This is a genomic window from Paenibacillus urinalis (assembly GCF_028747985.1).
GTDB classification, from domain to species: Bacteria; Bacillota; Bacilli; order Paenibacillales; family Paenibacillaceae; genus Paenibacillus; species Paenibacillus urinalis.
The window spans coordinates 279,812-297,378 of sequence record NZ_CP118108.1 but is presented as its reverse complement, the minus strand read 5'-3'; the positions used below and the strand labels follow the sequence as shown (position 1 = coordinate 297,378).

The following is a 17,567-nucleotide window of genomic DNA, read 5'->3' as shown; positions in this document are numbered from 1 at the left end:
CGGGGATTTTTCGATCGCCATACGGATCATCGTTAGCATCTTCCGCACCTAATGCGCTGTTCCCGTCATTCCTCCGCCCTGGTAATCTGTCTCATCCTCTTTAATCTGTACCCCTGTGCTTCTGGCTTCCTCCAGCAGATCAGCAGCATCGTCCTGAGGCTTGTATCCGATCAGCGATTCCAAATATCCGATATCGTAGTAATTGTCTGTATTGGCCGAGGTTCCGTACAAGCATAGAAACTTATGCTCATCCGAGGCCTCGATACATTTCTCAGCCAGCTGTACCATATCCCGCTCTGAAATCCAAATGTGGGCGGCTCTTTCTGAATGCGGACGGTCATCACCTGGAAAATTGCCGATCCGAATGTTAATGGAGGATATCCCATACCGATCCGCATACAATCTCCCAAGCAGCTCAATATAGCACTTGCTTAATCCGTAGAAGCTGTCAGGGCGATAAGGGTCTGTTACCTCTACTTCCTCGTCCACTTTATAGAAGCCGGTCGCATGGTTTGAGCTTGCAAAAATAATCCGTCTCACCCCTTGCTTGCGTGCCGCTTCGTACAAATGATAGGCCCCTGTTACATTGATCGGCAGTACTTTGCCCAAAAAGTCTTCTTCATCCTTCGCCCATGCAATATGAAGCACAGTGTCCACCCCTTCAGTAAGAGCAAGCAGCTGTTCCGCATTGGTGACATCCAGCTTCTTAATGCCCTGTTCCTCATTTGCATTCAGATCTGCGGCAATAATGTTGTATGCCTCTGTTGCCTGTAAGCCTTGGGCAAGACAGCTTCCGATTCTCCCTGCGGCCCCTGTGATAAGTATTTTCCGTCTATCCGCCATTCCTTCCTTCCACCCTTCATAAGATTATTTCCCGGGATATAATGATGAGTTCTGCTATACCCAGTATTAACCTAAAAACAAAAAACACATGCACGATGATCTCGAATGTACATGTGTTCTTAATGGGGTAAGTGTATTTTTTTATTACAAGGTGTTGTATCCATTCGGTTCATAAGGACTCAACTTCTCAAGCCAGCTTGCCTCCAGCTTCTTCAGCGCATCCTTCGCATCGAAGAAGGGATTACCCTCCGGTACCTTCAGCTTCTCCAGCACTTCAATCTCGAATGCATGCTCACCAAGCTCTGCCCACTCCTGCTGCAGCGCGCGATTTCGGTGACTACCCATGTTCAGCATAAATTGCTGTCCGTTGATAGATTTCAAATTCGGTGTGCTGGCGACGTAGAGCTTGCCGTTCTGCTTATTGCGGATTTGGTAAACCCCTGCCTCGGTCTTCACTTCTTTGGCTTGCTGTTGTAATTCCTCTCTCCGGTTCATCTTCTTATCCTCCGTTCCTATAGAATCGGTTAACACATACCGGCTTCCATCTTCTTCTCTGCTTAGAATTCCGTAATCCACCATATATCTGCGAATCGTCACATAATCCTCATACACTTGTTCAAGCATACGGTTGACCTCAGGCTCCGAGTACACGACCCCGGGTATGAAGCGCTTCGCAAGCTCGTTCATCACAATGATGCGATGCTTCTCCTGCATGGAAAAGGTCTTAAGCGGACCATCCACTCCATGGGGGAAGTATTTCTTAAGCACCTTCTCTTGTTCGGATGTGGTAATACTGTATCTGTCATCATCGTGACCAGCGCGTTTGCTGATCGGTGCCGCAAGCTCTACAGGGCGATTCGGATCATGCTCACTCAGCAGCTCCATGACCGCAAGCAGAACCTTGGCCTGGCGCTCCTTCTCCTTCAACACAAAACGATGATTGCGTATAGTCGATGTTGATCCTGTACCAAGCTCCTTCTGAATGTCTGCATCCTTTTTGCCTTCGTAAAATTTCGCTAACAGCTTGCGCTGTATATCAGAGAGTCCACTCACACTTTTATCCAGAGATATCAAATATTCAAATACAGACCCGTGCTCCTGCTCAATATGGATCTGAACATATCTGAAGGCTTCATACAAGACACCATCAACCGGATAAATTACTCCCTTCTCAATCCGTTCGCCACAGCACACACAGATGAACTCGAGATCGTGCTCCATATATCCACGCTTGATATCCACAAGCCCCGCATCATCCATATAAGCTTTATTCACTTCCATATCATTCGCACTCTCCATTATATTTTATATAGACATAATATTATTATGTTTGTTAATTGTCAAACATATATAATAATTATCTAATTATTAATTGAAAATGATATGAATCGATATTAGAGCATCAGCTTGCTCTTCTTTCTTACAGTTACAATGATGTGAACAATTAAAAAAAGCAGGACCATGAAGGTGAACTCCCTTCATAATCCCGCTTATCCTACGGTTTCAGCCAAGCGCCAGCTTGCCCATTACAACCCGGCGGCCCGCTCCTGTAGCGGAAGGCACATTGTTTGGTATGCCGTGGATATATTCGTTACCGAGCAGTGCAAAGATCAGCGCTTCTTTTGCATCGTCATCCATCCCAAACGAACTTGCCCTGGCAACGGTCCGGCCAGGAAGCAGCTCACTCAGCATAGATAGAAGCGTCTCGTTATGTGCACCCCCGCCAGATACGATAATTTCGTCAATTGTATACTTAGAGAATACCCAGCGTTCATAGCTATCCGCGATAGACTTTGCTGTGAACCATGTTGCCGTAGCTACGATATCCGCCGAGGACAATCCACGCTCCCTCCCACCGGCTAAAAAGGCTGCCGCAAATGCCGCCCCAAACAGTTCACGACCGGTGGATTTAGGCGGCACTAGCGAGAAGTAAGGATGCTGTATCATCTCACTTATCCAAGCTTGGTCCGGTGTTCCCTCTGCTGCCCATTTCCCGTTCTCATCATAGGCAAGCTGTCCTCCGGACAATTCGAGCACAACTCGGTCGATAATCATGTTACCCGGACCCGTATCATAAGCCGTTACTTGATCAGCTGTGCAGGCCGCAGGAAGAATCGTACAATTCCCGATTCCTCCGATGTTTTGTAAGATCCTCCCGCGCTGTGGATCACCGAACAGAATCAGATCTCCATAAGGAACCAGCGGAGCACCCTGCCCACCGGCCGCCATATCGGCTGGCCTGAAATCACCCACAACCGGTCTTCCGGTTCGGGCTGCGATGACCGACAAATCCCCAAGCTGTAAGGTGGAGCGGGCAAGCGACCGTCCTGCATCTTCCTTCGGAATATGCCATACCGTCTGTCCGTGTGAGCTGATGAAGTCCACTTCATCCATAGCGATGCCTGCTTGATGGCATACAGCGTGAGCAGCAGCGGCAAATCTATCCGCAAGCAGAAAATTCATCGAACAGATGTCTTCTACATTAGAATGTTCAATCGTACACAGCTATTTGATCCGCTCTCTAAATTCCTCTTCATATGGGAGCTGTGTATAGGCAATCAGACTGGATGCTGTACTCAGTCCACTCCCTTTGATTCGAACCAGCGCTGCGTCCACACCATCGAGCGACGTGCCTGACATAAGCCCGATGACTAGACTCTCTGCTTGAAAGCCTGTAATGCGGATCATTGCGAGGAGATGCCTGCCGTCAACTCATCACTAAGGGTGACGGGCAGCTTGCCCTTGAACGGAATCGAACCAAGCAACGCTCTTGCCACGCTTCTCATCGTTAGCGGCCTGCTCTCATAAGCCGCAATGTATACTTTAATATCGGGAAATGCCATAAGGTCATAGGGATTGCGTGTAGCGACCACCGCAAGCGGCTTGCCCGTAGCCTGCAGCTGTTTCACCAGCTCTGCCTGCTCAGAATAGAAGTGTGCATTATAGGTAGCGATCACAATCTGCTCAATATCCGGGCTTGCTGCTGCGGTGATGACTGATCCGATCTGCTCAGCCACTTCTGCTGCCGCTATACTAAGGTCTTCTACATGAATTCCCTGCTCGATCAGCGCAGCACCAAGACTCAGCTGATCCTTGATCTTCTCATCGGCAATGGTCATCGCTGAGGATGCTACTGTCACAGCAAGCACCTTCTTCCCAGACAACGGAAGCATGCCTGCATCATCACGAACGAGCGTCATGCTGCGTTCACTGATTCGGCGAGCGATGTCCCCATGCTCTGCAAGCCCGACGCCCGCTGGCAAGCCGTTCGCGTCGATAACGGGTGCAGCCTGCACCTCCTGAGGGAAGCTGCCATCCTCCATCATGATGCCGCGCCGGATCTTCAGCGACAGCAAACGGCGGACTGACTCATCGATTCGCTCTTCAGTAAGCCTGCCTGATAGCACAGCCTGTTCAATCGCTTGATATGCTCCAGTGAGCAGCTCATGGGTATGACTGATCAGCACGAGATCGGCTCCTGCTTCGAGCGCCATTACCGAAGCCTCCACAGTGCCGTAGGTATCGACAATGGCATGCATCTCCATACAGTCGGTCATGATCACTCCCTCATAGCCCAGCTGATCTCTTAGCAGCCCTGTCAGTACAGAGGAAGACAGCGTCGCCGGCTTCTTCTCCGCTTCGAGTGCCGGGAAGTAGATGTGAGCAGACATAATAAAGTCCACTCCCTCTTCAATCGCCTTCACAAATGGCGACAGCTCCAGCCCTTTCATTCGCTCCAAGTCATGGGGAACGATCGGCAGATCCAGATGCGAGTCAGCAGCTGTATCACCATGTCCAGGGAAATGCTTCGCACAAGCAGACACACCGGCATCCTGATAGCCACGAACCGCCTGAGCACCATACTCGGCCACCATCTGTGCCGACTCACCGAAGGAGCGAACCCCAATCACCGGATTAAGCGGATTGTTGTTCACATCCAGAACCGGTGCAAAATTCAAATTAATGCCGAGCGCACTTAATTCCTTGCCACTGGCCAGGGCCGCTTCATAAGCATCATCACTTGCGCCTGCAGCTGCAATCGCCATATTACCAGGGAATAAGGTAATTCCATCCGCTATACGAGCCACCATCCCGCCCTCCTGATCAATGGATATCAGCAGCGGCAGCTGGCTGGCCTCCCTTGCAGTAGATTGCAGCTGATAAGTAAGCTGAGCTACCTGTCCGGGACCCTCTACGTTCCGGGCAAAATAAATAATGCCCCCGACAGGATGCGCCTTGATAAATTCTACGAGCGGCACTGTCAATTCTGGACCCGGGAGTCCGCACAGCAGCAATTGACCGATTTTTTCACGCAGACTTAAACGAGCAAGCAGTGCTTCTACATTGGAATTTGAATTCATGTTCTCAGCTCCCATAGATCAGATAAGATGCTCTTCTCTCACGCCATTTCTCTTCATCCTGATGCCAATTCGCCATGATCTGCCGAAGTCCTTCTTCGTCCCGAACCCGTTCTCTAATTTCCTTTCCTCCTGTGAGGAGATCTATAAAATAACGGTTGCCTTCTGGAGGAGGCGAAGTCCATTCGAAGTGCTGAGGGTGCGAGCGTGCAATTTCATGCAGCAGCATCAGCCCTGTCTCTACTGCTTTGAATTGGTCTCTATCCGTAATGAACAGCCGAACGCCCCCGCACAGTACGCCTTGATGCTTGGAATACACAGGTGCAGCATATACGGGATGAATATGGACACCGGGAAGCTGATGAGCTTCCATTTGCCGTGCAATTCGCTCACCCTCCATCCAAGGTGCGCCTATCCACTCAAAGGGTCTGGTCGTACCTCGTCCTTCAGACACATTCGTCCCTTCAAACAAACAAGTCCCTGCATAGACCTCAGCCGTTTCTGGTGAGGGAATATTGGGTGACGGCATCATCCAGGGCTGCCCCGTCTCGGCATAGGTCATGGATCGCCTCCAGCCTTCAAGCCTGACGACATCCAGCTCGCATCCGCTCCCCTCTTCCTTGTTCCGCATCATGGCAATCTCTCCGATCGTCATCCCATAGCGTATTGGCATATGCCAGGCACCCACGAAGGATTCATAGCCTTGCTGCAGGATGCCTCCTTCTACCTTCATTCCCCCCATTGGATTGATTCGATCAAGAACAAGCAGTGACTTTCCGCTGGCACCACAAGCATCCATTATATAGAAGAGAGTAGACAGATATGTATAGAAGCGTACTCCTGCATCCTGCATATCAAAAATAACTGTATCCACCTGTTCCAGCATTTCCGGCGTCGGTGTCTTCTGCTTGCCGTACAGGCTGAATACGGGAATTCCAAGCACAGGATGCATCTCATCCTCGAACGGAACTCCTGCCTGACGTTCACCGTACAGACCGTGTTCTCCCGCAAACAAGGCGGTCAGCCGGCTGCTCTTAAGCTGCGCACATATCTCGATCGTCGTCCTGAAATCAGCCGTTATACCTGTAGGGTTCGTAACCAGCCCTATTCGTTTGCCATCAAGAAATGGATGCGATAATTCGGATAACTGATCAGCTCCGGTAAGTACATTTGCCGTCATGCCATCCCCTCCCTTGGTTATAGAGAAGGCGCAGGACATCACCCTGCGCCTTCTTTGTTATTTTTGAAGCAAATTATATATAAGCTGTGCAGTTTCTGCTCTAGTCAGTGTGTCATGCGGATCGAAGCTGCCGTCCGTTCTTCCGCTGATAAGCCCTTCGCGCGTAGCGGCAAGTATTGCTTCCTGCGCCCAATCGCTAGCTGTGCTCATATCGGTGAACGAATGAGCGTTGTTCGGCGTGCCTTCCGTTATTTCCATATGCTCGAACAGTCTCATCAACACGACTACCGCTTCTTCCCTCGTCATCTGATCCAGAGGACGGAAGTGCCCCCCGCTTCCCTGCATAATGCCTAGCTGCTCAGCCGCAGCAACCGCATTTGCATAGTAGGCTTGATCTGCCACATCTTCAAACGAGGATGCATCTTCTGAACGATCAATTCCCAAGCTGCGCATGGCCATTACCGCAAAATCCGCGCGGCTCACGGATGCGTTCGGTTTGAAATTAAGTTCTGAAGTTCCTTTCACGATATGCCTCGCTGCCATTTTTTCTGTTATTTCCTTAGCCCAATGGTTCTGCATATCATGAAACATGATGTGATATTCCATTACTGCAATCAGCCCTGTTCCATCGGTCTCAAAAGTAACAACCCCATCTTTCCATTTGCCATAGATATATTTAGCTCCCGTGGCATGAACCCTATATATCCCTGCATATTCAGGATCAATATCCGAGGTGTTGATCTGCCAATTTACTTGAACTGGAGCGGCAAGAGCAGTAAGACTGCGGTCTCCTGAATACCAATGAATATCTGCAACAAGATTTGAAGGCTGCAGAGCAGGTGTCGTTTTTGCTGCTTCTATCCACCCACGACTCTCGTCATCAAGTACAAACTTGATGTGTAAAGTGAGCCATTCCTCCTCCATTGCCTCACCTTGCATAGCTGCATAGGGAACCACAATATTTAGGGAGCCTGTGTGAATATGAAGATCCTTCTGCTCTTCATGCAACAGTCTCAAGCCTTCCGTCTCTATTTGTAGCTGCGGTTGTCCAGACTCTCCTGGAATACCTTCCTGCCTGATCGTAATATATTCTTCCGTCTGAGTGAGAGCTTCAGAGATATCCTTCTGAGCTATCACGGCTTTACCATCGGATGTAACTTGAACTGAAATGATTCCCTTTTCAATGACCGGATTACGCTTCTGCTCCTCAGAGCTTCCGCCGCCAGCTTGATTACCCGTGTTTCCTGTACCCGGATTATCTGTCCCTGGATTACCACCGAATTTACCTGTTGAGAAATGCCATATATCCGATTTTGTAGAGCCACTGTGTTCATCTTCAGCTACGGCATACCATTGATACACCGAATTATTCGCAAGCCCTGACCAATTTACACTGGCCTCACTTCCGCTATCGATACCTGCTGCCTTATCAATCAGCTCATTCGTATACACCTTAATGCCTGCATAGTCTGTAGCTACTCTCTTCAGCTTGCCTTGCAAGTCCAGATCAAGTGAAAATTCGTCCTTCCCCGGATACTCGGTTGGATCATAATAGTTGTAATCATCTAAGAGAGGCGAGTATGTCTTCATGTGCAGCTTGTTGTTCTGCATATCAAATTGCATGAGCCGGATATAACCAAGTCCACCCGCTTCTGCTCCTTGGTAATCTGCCAGCATCTGATAGACACTGCGATCCGGTGTACCGTCTCCGTCATCATCGATCTCATCTACCTTCAACTCCGCATCATGATAATGCCCCGACAATGCGGCAATTACATTCTCATTCGGAAGGATGACCTCTTCGTAGACTTTGTCAGCAATTGGTGCACGGTTACCGGATACGAGCAGGTATTCATGGAAGGCTAGAATCGCCTTCCGCTCCGGATATTTAGCGAGCACCTCGTTCATCCAGTCAATCTCCGGCTGACCCAAGCCCCAGCCCATGTACACAATAATAAAATCGTTACCGTTTGATGAAATAAGGTCATAATGCCCCATATTATTTTTGTAGGACTCTCCGTAATGCGGTTGATCCTCAAAACGCCAAGCCCCAAAGTATTTCCAGTACTCGTCATAGGTACCAAACTGATTAGATACATCGTGATTTCCTGCAAGTACTCCATAAGGAATATTGGCTTCCTCGAGTACCTTCATGTTCTTATCCGCCTCTATCCATTGATACTCCTTGTCGGATTCATCAACAATATCCCCGGTATGAATTACATATTTAATTTTTTGCTCTTCTTTCTGATTACCAATCCAGTTCGCAATCTTGCGGTAGGTTTCTGGATAGCTTTCTGAGTAGTACTGTGTATCGGACATCCATACGAATGAAAAATCATACGGATCTTCGCTCACAGGCAGCTCATCCTGCACCATCATCTGAATTTTACCGCCGCTCCGATAATTGCCCGCAGTAACCATCGCCTCAAGCTTAAAATCCTCATCTCCTGCAATTTGCTGGTCAAGCAGCTCCCACTTTTGCTGATCAGGACGGAACGCGTACAGGCTGACTTTACGTCCTTCAAGCGACTTCCCAACCCACTCCAGCAGTACTTGATCGGTATCTTTGACTGACGAATTCAGCTTAGCCTCAAATCGGTGATACGGAAATTGCTCCATGGAATCGTCTGTCAGATATTGACCATCAACATTTGCAATTTGAGTATAGTCTCCCTTAGTCATTGCCTTTTCTCCGGCAGGCACTTCTTCTTTAGGCGGCTCTACGTCTGCTGCATTACGGTATCCTTTGAAGGATTCCAACTGTTTAGCATCATGCAGATAACCTTTGTAAAAGGATACGTCCATCACATCGGAGGCAGGATCAGTAACCTTAATTTTGAGCTCTGCATTTAGCGCCACATCTTCTGCACCGTTCTTAGGAGATACCAGCTCAGGTTTCAGTGGATTTTCTTCCGGAACGATGAATCGGATTGCGACCTCGCTCATATTTCCTGCCTGATCCTCTGCTTGGATCTTCAGCTGGTGTTCGCCAGCCGATAGTTTGGAGGACGATGTCTCATAAGGCAGCGTTATCACTTCGCCGTCAAGCTCAGCATGGCTTTCCTTAACTCCTGCAAGCTCATCCGTGATATGAGCATCAATCGTAAATTCACCACGGTACTCTTTTCCCTCTTCAAGGTTCGGATTAATGTTAGGCGCCGTGTTATCAACAATGACGCTGGCACTGACCCTTTCCTCCCCCGCTTCTGCAGTGAGATCATGCTCGCCATCCTCTGCCTTTCTTGTGTCCCAGGCATATGCCGTTGATCTCAGCTCTTCAGCAGTCAGATTAAATGCAAAATCAATATACTCATAGCGACCTGAGCTGTCTCCCATTTTGATCTCTTCTTGGGGGTTAGAATAGCTCGGATCATATACTACGGTTCCATCTGCAAGGACGAGACGAATATTACGAATCTGAAAATCATCCTTATTCTCTTCTTCACGCTCATCAAAAGGCGACGACTTGGAGCCTGCGCGAATGGAAAGAACGTTATTCCCTTCACGGAATCGCTGCGCATCAATCGGCACTGTCAGCGTTTCATACTGATTAATCGGATCCTGAAAGGTGTGAAGGATTTCCTCTCCGCTGGTTACCGCATTTTTGAAATAATAATTAACGCCAATCACTTCAAATGCAAAATAAGCATCGTGCTCAAGGGCATCAAACGTTTCCTCAGCAGGAACGGCTTTGTCATCTATGAACAGCTCAATATCCTGCTCTCCTTCAACACCTTGTGTTCCTTTGATCATTGTATTACCGCTAATGATCTGATCTTCCTGTACATTCAAGCGCAGCTCATCTGACTGGACATTGCCAGTAATCTCCACGAATTTAGGTTCAGTCTGCCGCTCGTTCGTCCCATCGGACAGCTCCAGATAATACTCCAGCTGTTTGCTGCCTATAAGCTCAGGAGAATAGACCGTATAGTGATAATTAGAATCGTCATAGGATAAGTACAAGTATCTTTTTGTAAACTCGGAATCCTTATCCGTCTTATAAAATAAGACAACTGATTTGACAGAAGTATGGTCTGTTACCCCAAAGGCCATTTTTATGTTATTAAGCTGGTCCACAGTATCAGGTACATCAGCAAATTGCAGGACAGGTGCTTCAGGATCAGTCTCTAACTGCACAGGAACAGACGGAATCTGTACAGGATCAACCACACCTGGGGTTGCGTCCAGCAGACCTGCACTGTATTTCAGCATTTCTGTTCTTCCGCCAGTCGGATAACGATAGAAAATACCTTTGTCTGCTTGTGTCTCATCATCGTTATCATACGCTGCAGAGGCTATGTCTATATGAGTATTTGTGCCGATAACAGCAGCCCGCTTACCTCCGTTGGCCATACCGTCAGAGTAGACTCTATACAGATTGTCATTCTCAACTAAATTACTGCCATAGTTGGCATTGAAATCGGCCGCTGTTTTATCTCCATTCGCTGAATTAATGACCCAGAAGACGATCGTTTCCTGCGATGAGATCATCATTTCTTCATGATCTGTAGGCCATATAACGTCTGCTGACGGACCAGAGTCCGTATAGCGGTAGTACAGCTTATAATTCTTCAAATTAATGTCCTGATTAGTATTGTTATACACCTCAATAAACTCATATCCATCGGCCCCACCGACATTTGTTGAATCTGGGACAAGTTCGGTTACAAGCAAGGCTGGGACCTCATTGTAATCGACATCTGCCTGTTCGACGTTGACCGTATATTGTTCAGTTCGTGAGACTGCTCCATGAGCTTCAGCTTCTATATAATAGATCAGCTGCGGATCCGTCAAAGAAGTCTTTGGAATGGAGGCCGTGTAGTTCATGCCTTCCGCTTTACTCATATTCAGAACATGGAATTCTGTCTCCGACATACTCCGGTAATAAACGGCAGCTGTGACGGTTGCCTGCTGCTGTGCTGCCTCGATCTGAGCAGCTTCTTCCAGCATGTTCTGATCAGTGATCTGCTGCTCTGCTGCTGCTTCCATCTCAGGAATTGCAACTGAAGCCTCCACATCTTCTGCCTGTTGATCTGCTGTTTCTTCTTCCACAACGCCATCTGGTGCACCCGCTGCTTCGGCTTGTTGCTCTGCTTCATTCTCTCCAGCACTCTCATAAGTATCTTCTATCACAGTTGGATTCTCGTTTAAGCTCGAAGAAGCGGATTCATCTTGTTCATTCTTGTCTACAGCTTCAGCTGCAGACAAATCAGCTCCCTGTCCAGCTATGCTAATGTCCGCTTGGATCAAGACATCTTCATCTATACTGACCGAAGTAACCGGGATATGTAATATCACCGGAGCCTGCACTTCCTCCTGCGGCCTCAACTGCTCTGAAGCTACTGAACCCGGGGTAGCAGCACCTCTGCGCTCATAGATTGTCTGCTCACCACCAGATGTTGGAGGGTAATAGTGCGCACTTGTTCCTTCACTGACATCATCAGATAAATAGTTTGCATTGGCCAACGGTTTACCGCTGCTATCCTGTACAATAACTCCCCTTTTTCCTCCATTAGCAAATCCGTCAAATCCTGTTACTTGGATAATCTGAGATGAAGTCAGTCCTGTTCCAAAATGAATATTAAAATCATCCAAACCTACTCCCGTTTTGTTGTACCACATCACCATAGCTTGTCCAGATGGAATAACTACGTTATCTGGAACAACAAACGCCTTGTTCGATCCGGGATTATCTGTGTAGTTATAAATCAAAGAATAATTGCTCAAATTCAGATCTGATCCTGATGCATTGTACAACTCAAAAAATTCATAAGCTTCTGCTCCCAGATTATCCGGATGTATTTCGGTAACGAATAAATCTGATTTGGCAGCTGCCAGTTCAACACCCTCCTCTGCCCGCATGACACCGGCCGGAGCCCAGAGTCCTGCGAGCATTGATCCAAGACACAATAAAGATAATCTTTTCTGCCATTTTCTTAACAAACTGCTTCACTCCTGTATTTTGTAGTAGATAAAGCCATGATAGAATATAACTTCCTTTATCAGGCTAAATCGACTGTGTAAACAGAACACGAGGAGTATGTAAAAACAAACCATTAAACTGTAAAACATTACATTTATTTTACGCTCGGCGTCATTCCTTTCTCAGACCACTCATCTGCGGCAGGCTCTTCTTCCTCCTCAATCAAATTAGCCGTCACCTTGTACATATAAATGCCCATCATACCGTTAAACAGCACGAGGAAGCCGACTGCCGTCAGCGCGAGCAGCACCGTAAGACATACTGTCTGGAAGAAGGCCCCGACAGTGTACCCCGGATGCCTCAGGAGCAGCTTGACACTCTCTCCCATCGCCTTGAAGATCCCCATCTCCTTCTGCAGAACGAGCTGGAACGTATGGAATTGAGAGATGAACGCCATGATGACAAAATATGTCTGAAATACCGCAATAATCGTATAAAACATGCCTTCTTTGCCGCCGTAATACCACCAGGTGGACCAGAGAATGAACACGAGCAGCGATACGAACAGCCCCATGATTACCGCGGGAAAATACCCTCTTCTCATTCCAGCAAGTAAATCCTTTAATCCATTCCTTCTGCTCTTCCGCTCCATCTTGTGATGGAATACATTCAGTACACCCAAGAACAGCGGCATATAAATGAAGGGAATGATGATCAAGGCAGCGGTTATGGGCAGCAGCAGCACAGCAGGAATCAGAATTAATGAACTGATCACACTGTATAGGGCAACGGGAATGATCTCCCGATAAATCTCCGCTCCCGTCTTGACCAGCACCTCACTCAGCTTACGCATCACATTTCACCCCTTGTTCTTATTCTCACGAATTTAATATAATTCTTTGCTCGGTCTCTGGATCAAAATAATGGGCCTTATGCAAGTTGAGCAGGAAAGTCTTGGACAGTCCCGTATATGCCGTCGTTTCCGGATTAACCTTCGCTGTAATCAACCGACTCCCGATGTGAAAATAGATCAGGTTCTCCGATCCGAGATGCTCAACAACATCTATGTTTGCTTCAATTCTGTGATCACCCTCCAAGCTCGGAGCAATGTCTTCCCCGTAAATATGCTCAGGACGAATCCCCATCACGACCTTCTTGCCATGATAACCCGCAAGTCCGGCCGCTACCGCATCTGTGAGAGTCAGCTCTGCTCCTTCAATACGAATCTTGTTACCCTCAACGACGGCATCGATGAAGTTCATCGCAGGTGATCCGATAAAGCCGGCGACAAACATGTTCTGCGGATTGGCGTACAGCTCCGTTGGAGAGTCTATCTGCTGAATAATGCCATTATTCATTACAACGATGCGCTCCCCGAGCGTCATCGCTTCTACCTGATCATGCGTAACGTATACAATGGTTGCTCCAAGCCGCTTGTGAAGCTCACTCAGTTCTACCCTCATCTGGATACGAAGCTTGGCATCAAGGTTTGAGAGCGGCTCATCAAACAGGAACACCTGCGGGTCCCGAACGATCGCCCGCCCGACAGCCACACGCTGGCGTTGACCGCCGGACAACTCCCGCGGCTTCCGCTCCAGCATATGCGTCAGTCCCAAAATACCGGCTGCATTTTCCACCTGCTGATTAATGTACTCTTTATCCTTCTTCAAATTACGGAGTCCAAAGGACAGGTTCTCCCGTATCGTCATATGAGGGTATAGCGCATAATCCTGAAACACCATGGCAATGTCCCGGTCCTTCGGATGCAGGTCGTTTACGACCCTTTCGCCGATGAGGATATCGCCGCTCGTCTGCTTCTCGAGACCTGCAATCATGCGAAGCGACGTTGTTTTTCCACAGCCGGAGGGACCAACGAACACGACAAATTCTTGATCCTCAATAACGAAGTCGGAGCCCGCTACTGCGGTAAAGGTCCCTTTTTTGTCATCACTAAATTGCTTGCGTACTTGTCGAAACTCCACCCGTGCCATAGGTATTCCTCCTTTCACGTATCAGCCTTTAACGGCTCCAATAGTAATGCCTTGCAGGAAATAGCGCTGCAGGGAGAAGAACAGAATAATCATCGGCAGAGCGCCCACGGTCGCTCCCGCCATCATGGCGGCAAAATCGGACGCATCACCGAACACGAAGGAAGCCAGCCCGACCTGTATAGTCCGCATATCGCTTGAATTCGTAATAAGGAACGGCCAGAAGAACTCATTCCACGAGGCAACGAAGCTGAAGATCGCAAGGACGGCCAGTCCCGGCTTCGCCATCGGCAGTATGACCTTCCAGAAGATCCCGAACTCGCTGCAGGCATCAATCCGTGCCGCGTGAATAAGTGAAGTGGGAAGGGAGGACATATACTGCTTCATGAGAAAGATATTTCCCACGCTGACTGCCGTCGGCAAGATGATCGCCGTGTAGGTATCCCCGATGTTGAACACATTCACCATCAAAATATACAGGGGAATCAGCGTAACCTGGGCAGGAATCATCATTGTGCTGAGCAGGACCCAGAAGATCGCTTTGTCCCCCGGGAACTTAAGCTTGGCGAAGGCATAACCTGCGAGTGAAGCGAAGAACACGTTTGTAATTGTGGTAATTGCTGCGATAACAAACGAATTCCATAACCAGCGCCAGGCATCTGTTTTGCCAAAGAATCGCTCATAAGGCGTCATTGAGATCACTTCAGGAATCATCTGCGGCCGAAAAGTAGCGGACACCTTCGTATCCTGAACAGAGCCGACCAGCATCCAGTACAGCGGAATGATCGTTACAATCGCCCAGAGTAAAATAATAACGGCTGCCAGAATGAGCAGGACCGATCTTTTTTGTAGTTTCATCGTCATACATCACACCCCCTCTATAGCTGCCTTTAATATTCAACATCACTGGAGAAGTATTTAAACTGGATTATGGAGATGACCACGATGATAAGAGCCAGCACAAAGGACTGGGCCGAAGCCAGACCAAACTCATAGAATACGAAAGCGGTCTGATAGATCAAATAAGCGATTGTCGTTGTCGCAAAATTCGGACCCCCTTGGGTCATTAGATACACCGAAATGAAGACCTGGAACGACCCGATTACACCTGTAACGAGCAGGTAGAGCGTCGTAGGTTTAAGCAAGGGCCAAGTAATCTTCGTAAATTTGGTCCATGCACTGGCATGATCAATATCTGCTGCTTCATAGAGCGACTTCGGAATGCCGCCCAGAGCGGCCATGTAGAGAATGATCCCTGCCCCATGAGAGCCAAGCCAGCTCATTAGGATGAGCGAGAAGAGAGCTGTACTGGATTGTCCCAGCCAGATTACAGGATCAAGCCCGAACCAGCTGAGGAATCTGTTGAGAAGTCCGACCTCGGTCGGATCGAATATAGCCAGCCAGACCACGGAGATCGTAACGCCGGAGGCGACAGCCGGCAGGTATAGCGTTGCTTTGAAGAAGGTCTGCCACTTGCTCTTCATTTGAAAGATCAGCACAGACAAGACGAAGGTAATGATAATGTTGACCGGCACGGTTCCCAGTGTAAAAATAACGGTGTTTCGCATCGACTTCCAGAATGTAGCGTCCTGGAATAACCGACTGTAGTTATCCATCCCTACCCAGGTGGAATTCATAATGCCATACTCCTGAAAGCTCATAAAAAAAGCATGACCCACCGGATACAGTGTAAATACGAGGAACAGCAGAACCGGCGCTAAGATGAAGAGATAAGCCCAGCCATATTCCTTAATCGCTCGCATTGGGCTTTGGCGGGAAGGTGTCCTTTTTGGCGCAAGTGATGTCTGCATCGTTCTCTCACCCCTTGTGTTTGTCGTAGAATTGAACCATTCCTTCTAGCAAAAAGGCTCCTGAGGACTTTGTCCTCAGGACAGCCTCCTCTGCAGATGACGCTATTTATTTGAGCATTTGCTCTGCCTTTGCCTTGAAGTCCTCTGCAATTTGCTCAGGTGTCTTCTCGCCGGAGAACAGGGCTTGAATGTTGGGCTTGACGACTTGTTCCTTGAACTGCTTCTGCTGCGCAGATTTGTCAATGTCGAGTGAGAGGGTTACCGGAATTTCGATATGCTCTGCCATCATATTCGCGGCTTCTATGGTGTCCGGTGTGCCCAGACCCTTGCCTTCGAAGTATTCGGTTTGTGAATTTCGAACGAAAGGAAGCACAAGCTCGTTAGCCGAGTTCCCTGCTTTGGCGCCGCTCAGCGCCTCCATCACAAGAAACGTATTCTTGGCATGCTGCTCGCCCTTGTCATTTTTTTTGCTTGAAGGCAACGTAACCCTCTCCACCCATGGTTGATTTAGGCTCCGCTCCGTCATTATGGGGTACAGGAAGCAATACGAATTCGATTTTCTCGCCTTGGACGGTGCCTGCATCAATATCTTTGTTACGGTTCTGAATCATGACATCATAGTAGGGAAGTGCTTTGGAGATGATCGCCGCTTGCCCGGCATAGAACATATCCGTTCGTTTGGCGGGAGCAATGGCTGCGGTTTCTTTAGGCATATAGCCTTGATCAATGAGGTTGTCTATGAAGGTAAGTGTGTCTAATATACGTTGGTCATTCCACTGAAATTCGCCGCTGGCGTTAAGCACATCGGGCATTCCATTATTGCGTGTCAGCATTTCAATAAAATCCAGTGAGGTTCCGTCTGTGACGAGCGCATACTGCGTGGTGCCGTCAGGAGCCGTACCTGTAAGCTTGGCCGCCGCCTCGTTAAATTCATTCCAGGTCCAGCCCTCCTGCTGGATCTGCTTCCAGTCAATTCCCGCTTCCTCCAGGATGCGCTTATTTCCGCCCCAAGCCCACTGGAATTGATAGAGCGGCAGTCCATACTGTTTGCCTTGAATTTGGCCAAGCTCTAGTGTGCCAGGCACGTAGTCATTCTTGATCTCATCGGTCAGGTAAGCGTCCAATTCAAGCGCAAGCCCTGTCTTCACATAAGCGCCATCAACACTGTGAAAATACAGATCTGGCGGATTACCTGCATTCAGAGCGACGTCGAACTTCTTAGGCCCCTCTGCCCATGTAAGCATTTCGTACTCAACCGTAATATGGGGATGCTCCTGATTAAAATCAGCGATCAGCTCCTTCAGCTCATCTTCATATGTGCCATGAACAGGGTAAGTCCACACGGTTACTGTATCCTTGGCATCCGCATCTCCGGTCTCCGCTTCACTGCCTGAAGTGCCGCCGCAGGCTGTCACGATGAGCATCATCATAGCGATCATAAGCGTAAGCGGTTTTTTCATA

The 17,567-nt window shown here is 48.5% G+C and carries 11 protein-coding genes and 1 pseudogene; all 12 read right to left on the bottom strand.

Features of this window, described 5'->3' with window-relative positions:
* Positions 1-48: 48 nt before the first annotated feature.
* Positions 49-843 (bottom strand): NAD-dependent epimerase/dehydratase family protein, encoded by a 795-nt coding sequence (locus PUW25_RS01445; protein WP_205054482.1) that lies wholly within the window; start codon positions 841-843, stop codon positions 49-51.
* 144 nt (positions 844-987) lie between these two features.
* The gene (locus PUW25_RS01440; protein WP_047912487.1) at positions 988-2,124 is read right to left on the bottom strand and encodes a DUF2087 domain-containing protein; all 1,137 of its coding nucleotides are present in this window, start codon (positions 2,122-2,124) and stop codon (positions 988-990) included.
* Positions 2,125-2,346: 222 nt separating this feature from the next.
* Positions 2,347-3,531 (bottom strand): annotated as a pseudogene (locus PUW25_RS01435) (anhydro-N-acetylmuramic acid kinase).
* Positions 3,528-5,204 (bottom strand): beta-N-acetylhexosaminidase, encoded by a 1,677-nt coding sequence (nagZ, locus tag PUW25_RS01430; RefSeq protein WP_047912539.1) that lies wholly within the window; start codon positions 5,202-5,204, stop codon positions 3,528-3,530. Before nagZ ends, PUW25_RS01435 begins: the two are co-directional and overlap by 4 nt.
* Before the next feature lie 4 nt (positions 5,205-5,208).
* Positions 5,209-6,381, bottom strand: coding sequence for an exo-beta-N-acetylmuramidase NamZ family protein (locus PUW25_RS01425; protein WP_047912488.1), 1,173 nt, complete (start codon positions 6,379-6,381; stop codon positions 5,209-5,211).
* A gap of 57 nt (positions 6,382-6,438) precedes the next feature.
* Positions 6,439-12,327, bottom strand: a complete 5,889-nt coding sequence (locus PUW25_RS01420) for an S-layer homology domain-containing protein (protein ID WP_052512050.1) — start codon at positions 12,325-12,327, stop codon at positions 6,439-6,441.
* Positions 12,328-12,461: 134 nt separating this feature from the next.
* Positions 12,462-13,160 carry a hypothetical protein gene (locus PUW25_RS01415; protein ID WP_047912489.1) on the bottom strand — a complete coding sequence of 233 codons (699 nt, stop codon included), beginning with the start codon at positions 13,158-13,160 and terminating at the stop codon, positions 12,462-12,464.
* Between the two features lie 25 nt (positions 13,161-13,185).
* A complete protein-coding gene (locus tag PUW25_RS01410; protein WP_274337917.1) occupies positions 13,186-14,298 on the bottom strand; it encodes an ABC transporter ATP-binding protein in 1,113 nt (370 codons plus the stop codon).
* Between the two features lie 21 nt (positions 14,299-14,319).
* A complete protein-coding gene (locus tag PUW25_RS01405) occupies positions 14,320-15,153 on the bottom strand; it encodes a carbohydrate ABC transporter permease (RefSeq protein ID WP_205054521.1) in 834 nt (277 codons plus the stop codon).
* Between the two features lie 32 nt (positions 15,154-15,185).
* The gene (locus PUW25_RS01400) at positions 15,186-16,106 is read right to left on the bottom strand and encodes a carbohydrate ABC transporter permease (RefSeq protein WP_076314915.1); all 921 of its coding nucleotides are present in this window, start codon (positions 16,104-16,106) and stop codon (positions 15,186-15,188) included.
* A gap of 106 nt (positions 16,107-16,212) precedes the next feature.
* A complete protein-coding gene (locus tag PUW25_RS01395) occupies positions 16,213-16,587 on the bottom strand; it encodes a hypothetical protein (protein WP_274337916.1) in 375 nt (124 codons plus the stop codon).
* The gene (locus PUW25_RS01390) at positions 16,565-17,566 is read right to left on the bottom strand and encodes an ABC transporter substrate-binding protein (RefSeq protein ID WP_274337915.1); all 1,002 of its coding nucleotides are present in this window, start codon (positions 17,564-17,566) and stop codon (positions 16,565-16,567) included. The genes PUW25_RS01395 and PUW25_RS01390 overlap by 23 nt, the downstream gene beginning before the upstream one ends.
* Between the last annotated feature and the right edge of the window lies 1 nt (position 17,567).

What these genes read in the sequence shown, in the direction of transcription:
- PUW25_RS01410 (WP_274337917.1), bottom strand. Translation starts at nt 14,298, where the DNA reads ATGGCACGGGTGGAGTTTCGACAAGTACGCAAGCAATTTAGTGATGAC.
- PUW25_RS01445 (WP_205054482.1), bottom strand. Translation starts at nt 843, where the DNA reads ATGGCGGATAGACGGAAAATACTTATCACAGGGGCCGCAGGGAGAATC.
- nagZ (WP_047912539.1), bottom strand. Translation starts at nt 5,204, where the DNA reads ATGAATTCAAATTCCAATGTAGAAGCACTGCTTGCTCGTTTAAGTCTG.
- PUW25_RS01390 (WP_274337915.1), bottom strand. Translation starts at nt 17,566, where the DNA reads ATGAAAAAACCGCTTACGCTTATGATCGCTATGATGATGCTCATCGTG.
- PUW25_RS01400 (WP_076314915.1), bottom strand. Translation starts at nt 16,106, where the DNA reads ATGCAGACATCACTTGCGCCAAAAAGGACACCTTCCCGCCAAAGCCCA.
- PUW25_RS01415 (WP_047912489.1), bottom strand. Translation starts at nt 13,160, where the DNA reads ATGCGTAAGCTGAGTGAGGTGCTGGTCAAGACGGGAGCGGAGATTTAT.
- PUW25_RS01405 (WP_205054521.1), bottom strand. Translation starts at nt 15,153, where the DNA reads ATGAAACTACAAAAAAGATCGGTCCTGCTCATTCTGGCAGCCGTTATT.
- PUW25_RS01425 (WP_047912488.1), bottom strand. Translation starts at nt 6,381, where the DNA reads ATGACGGCAAATGTACTTACCGGAGCTGATCAGTTATCCGAATTATCG.
- PUW25_RS01440 (WP_047912487.1), bottom strand. Translation starts at nt 2,124, where the DNA reads ATGGAAGTGAATAAAGCTTATATGGATGATGCGGGGCTTGTGGATATC.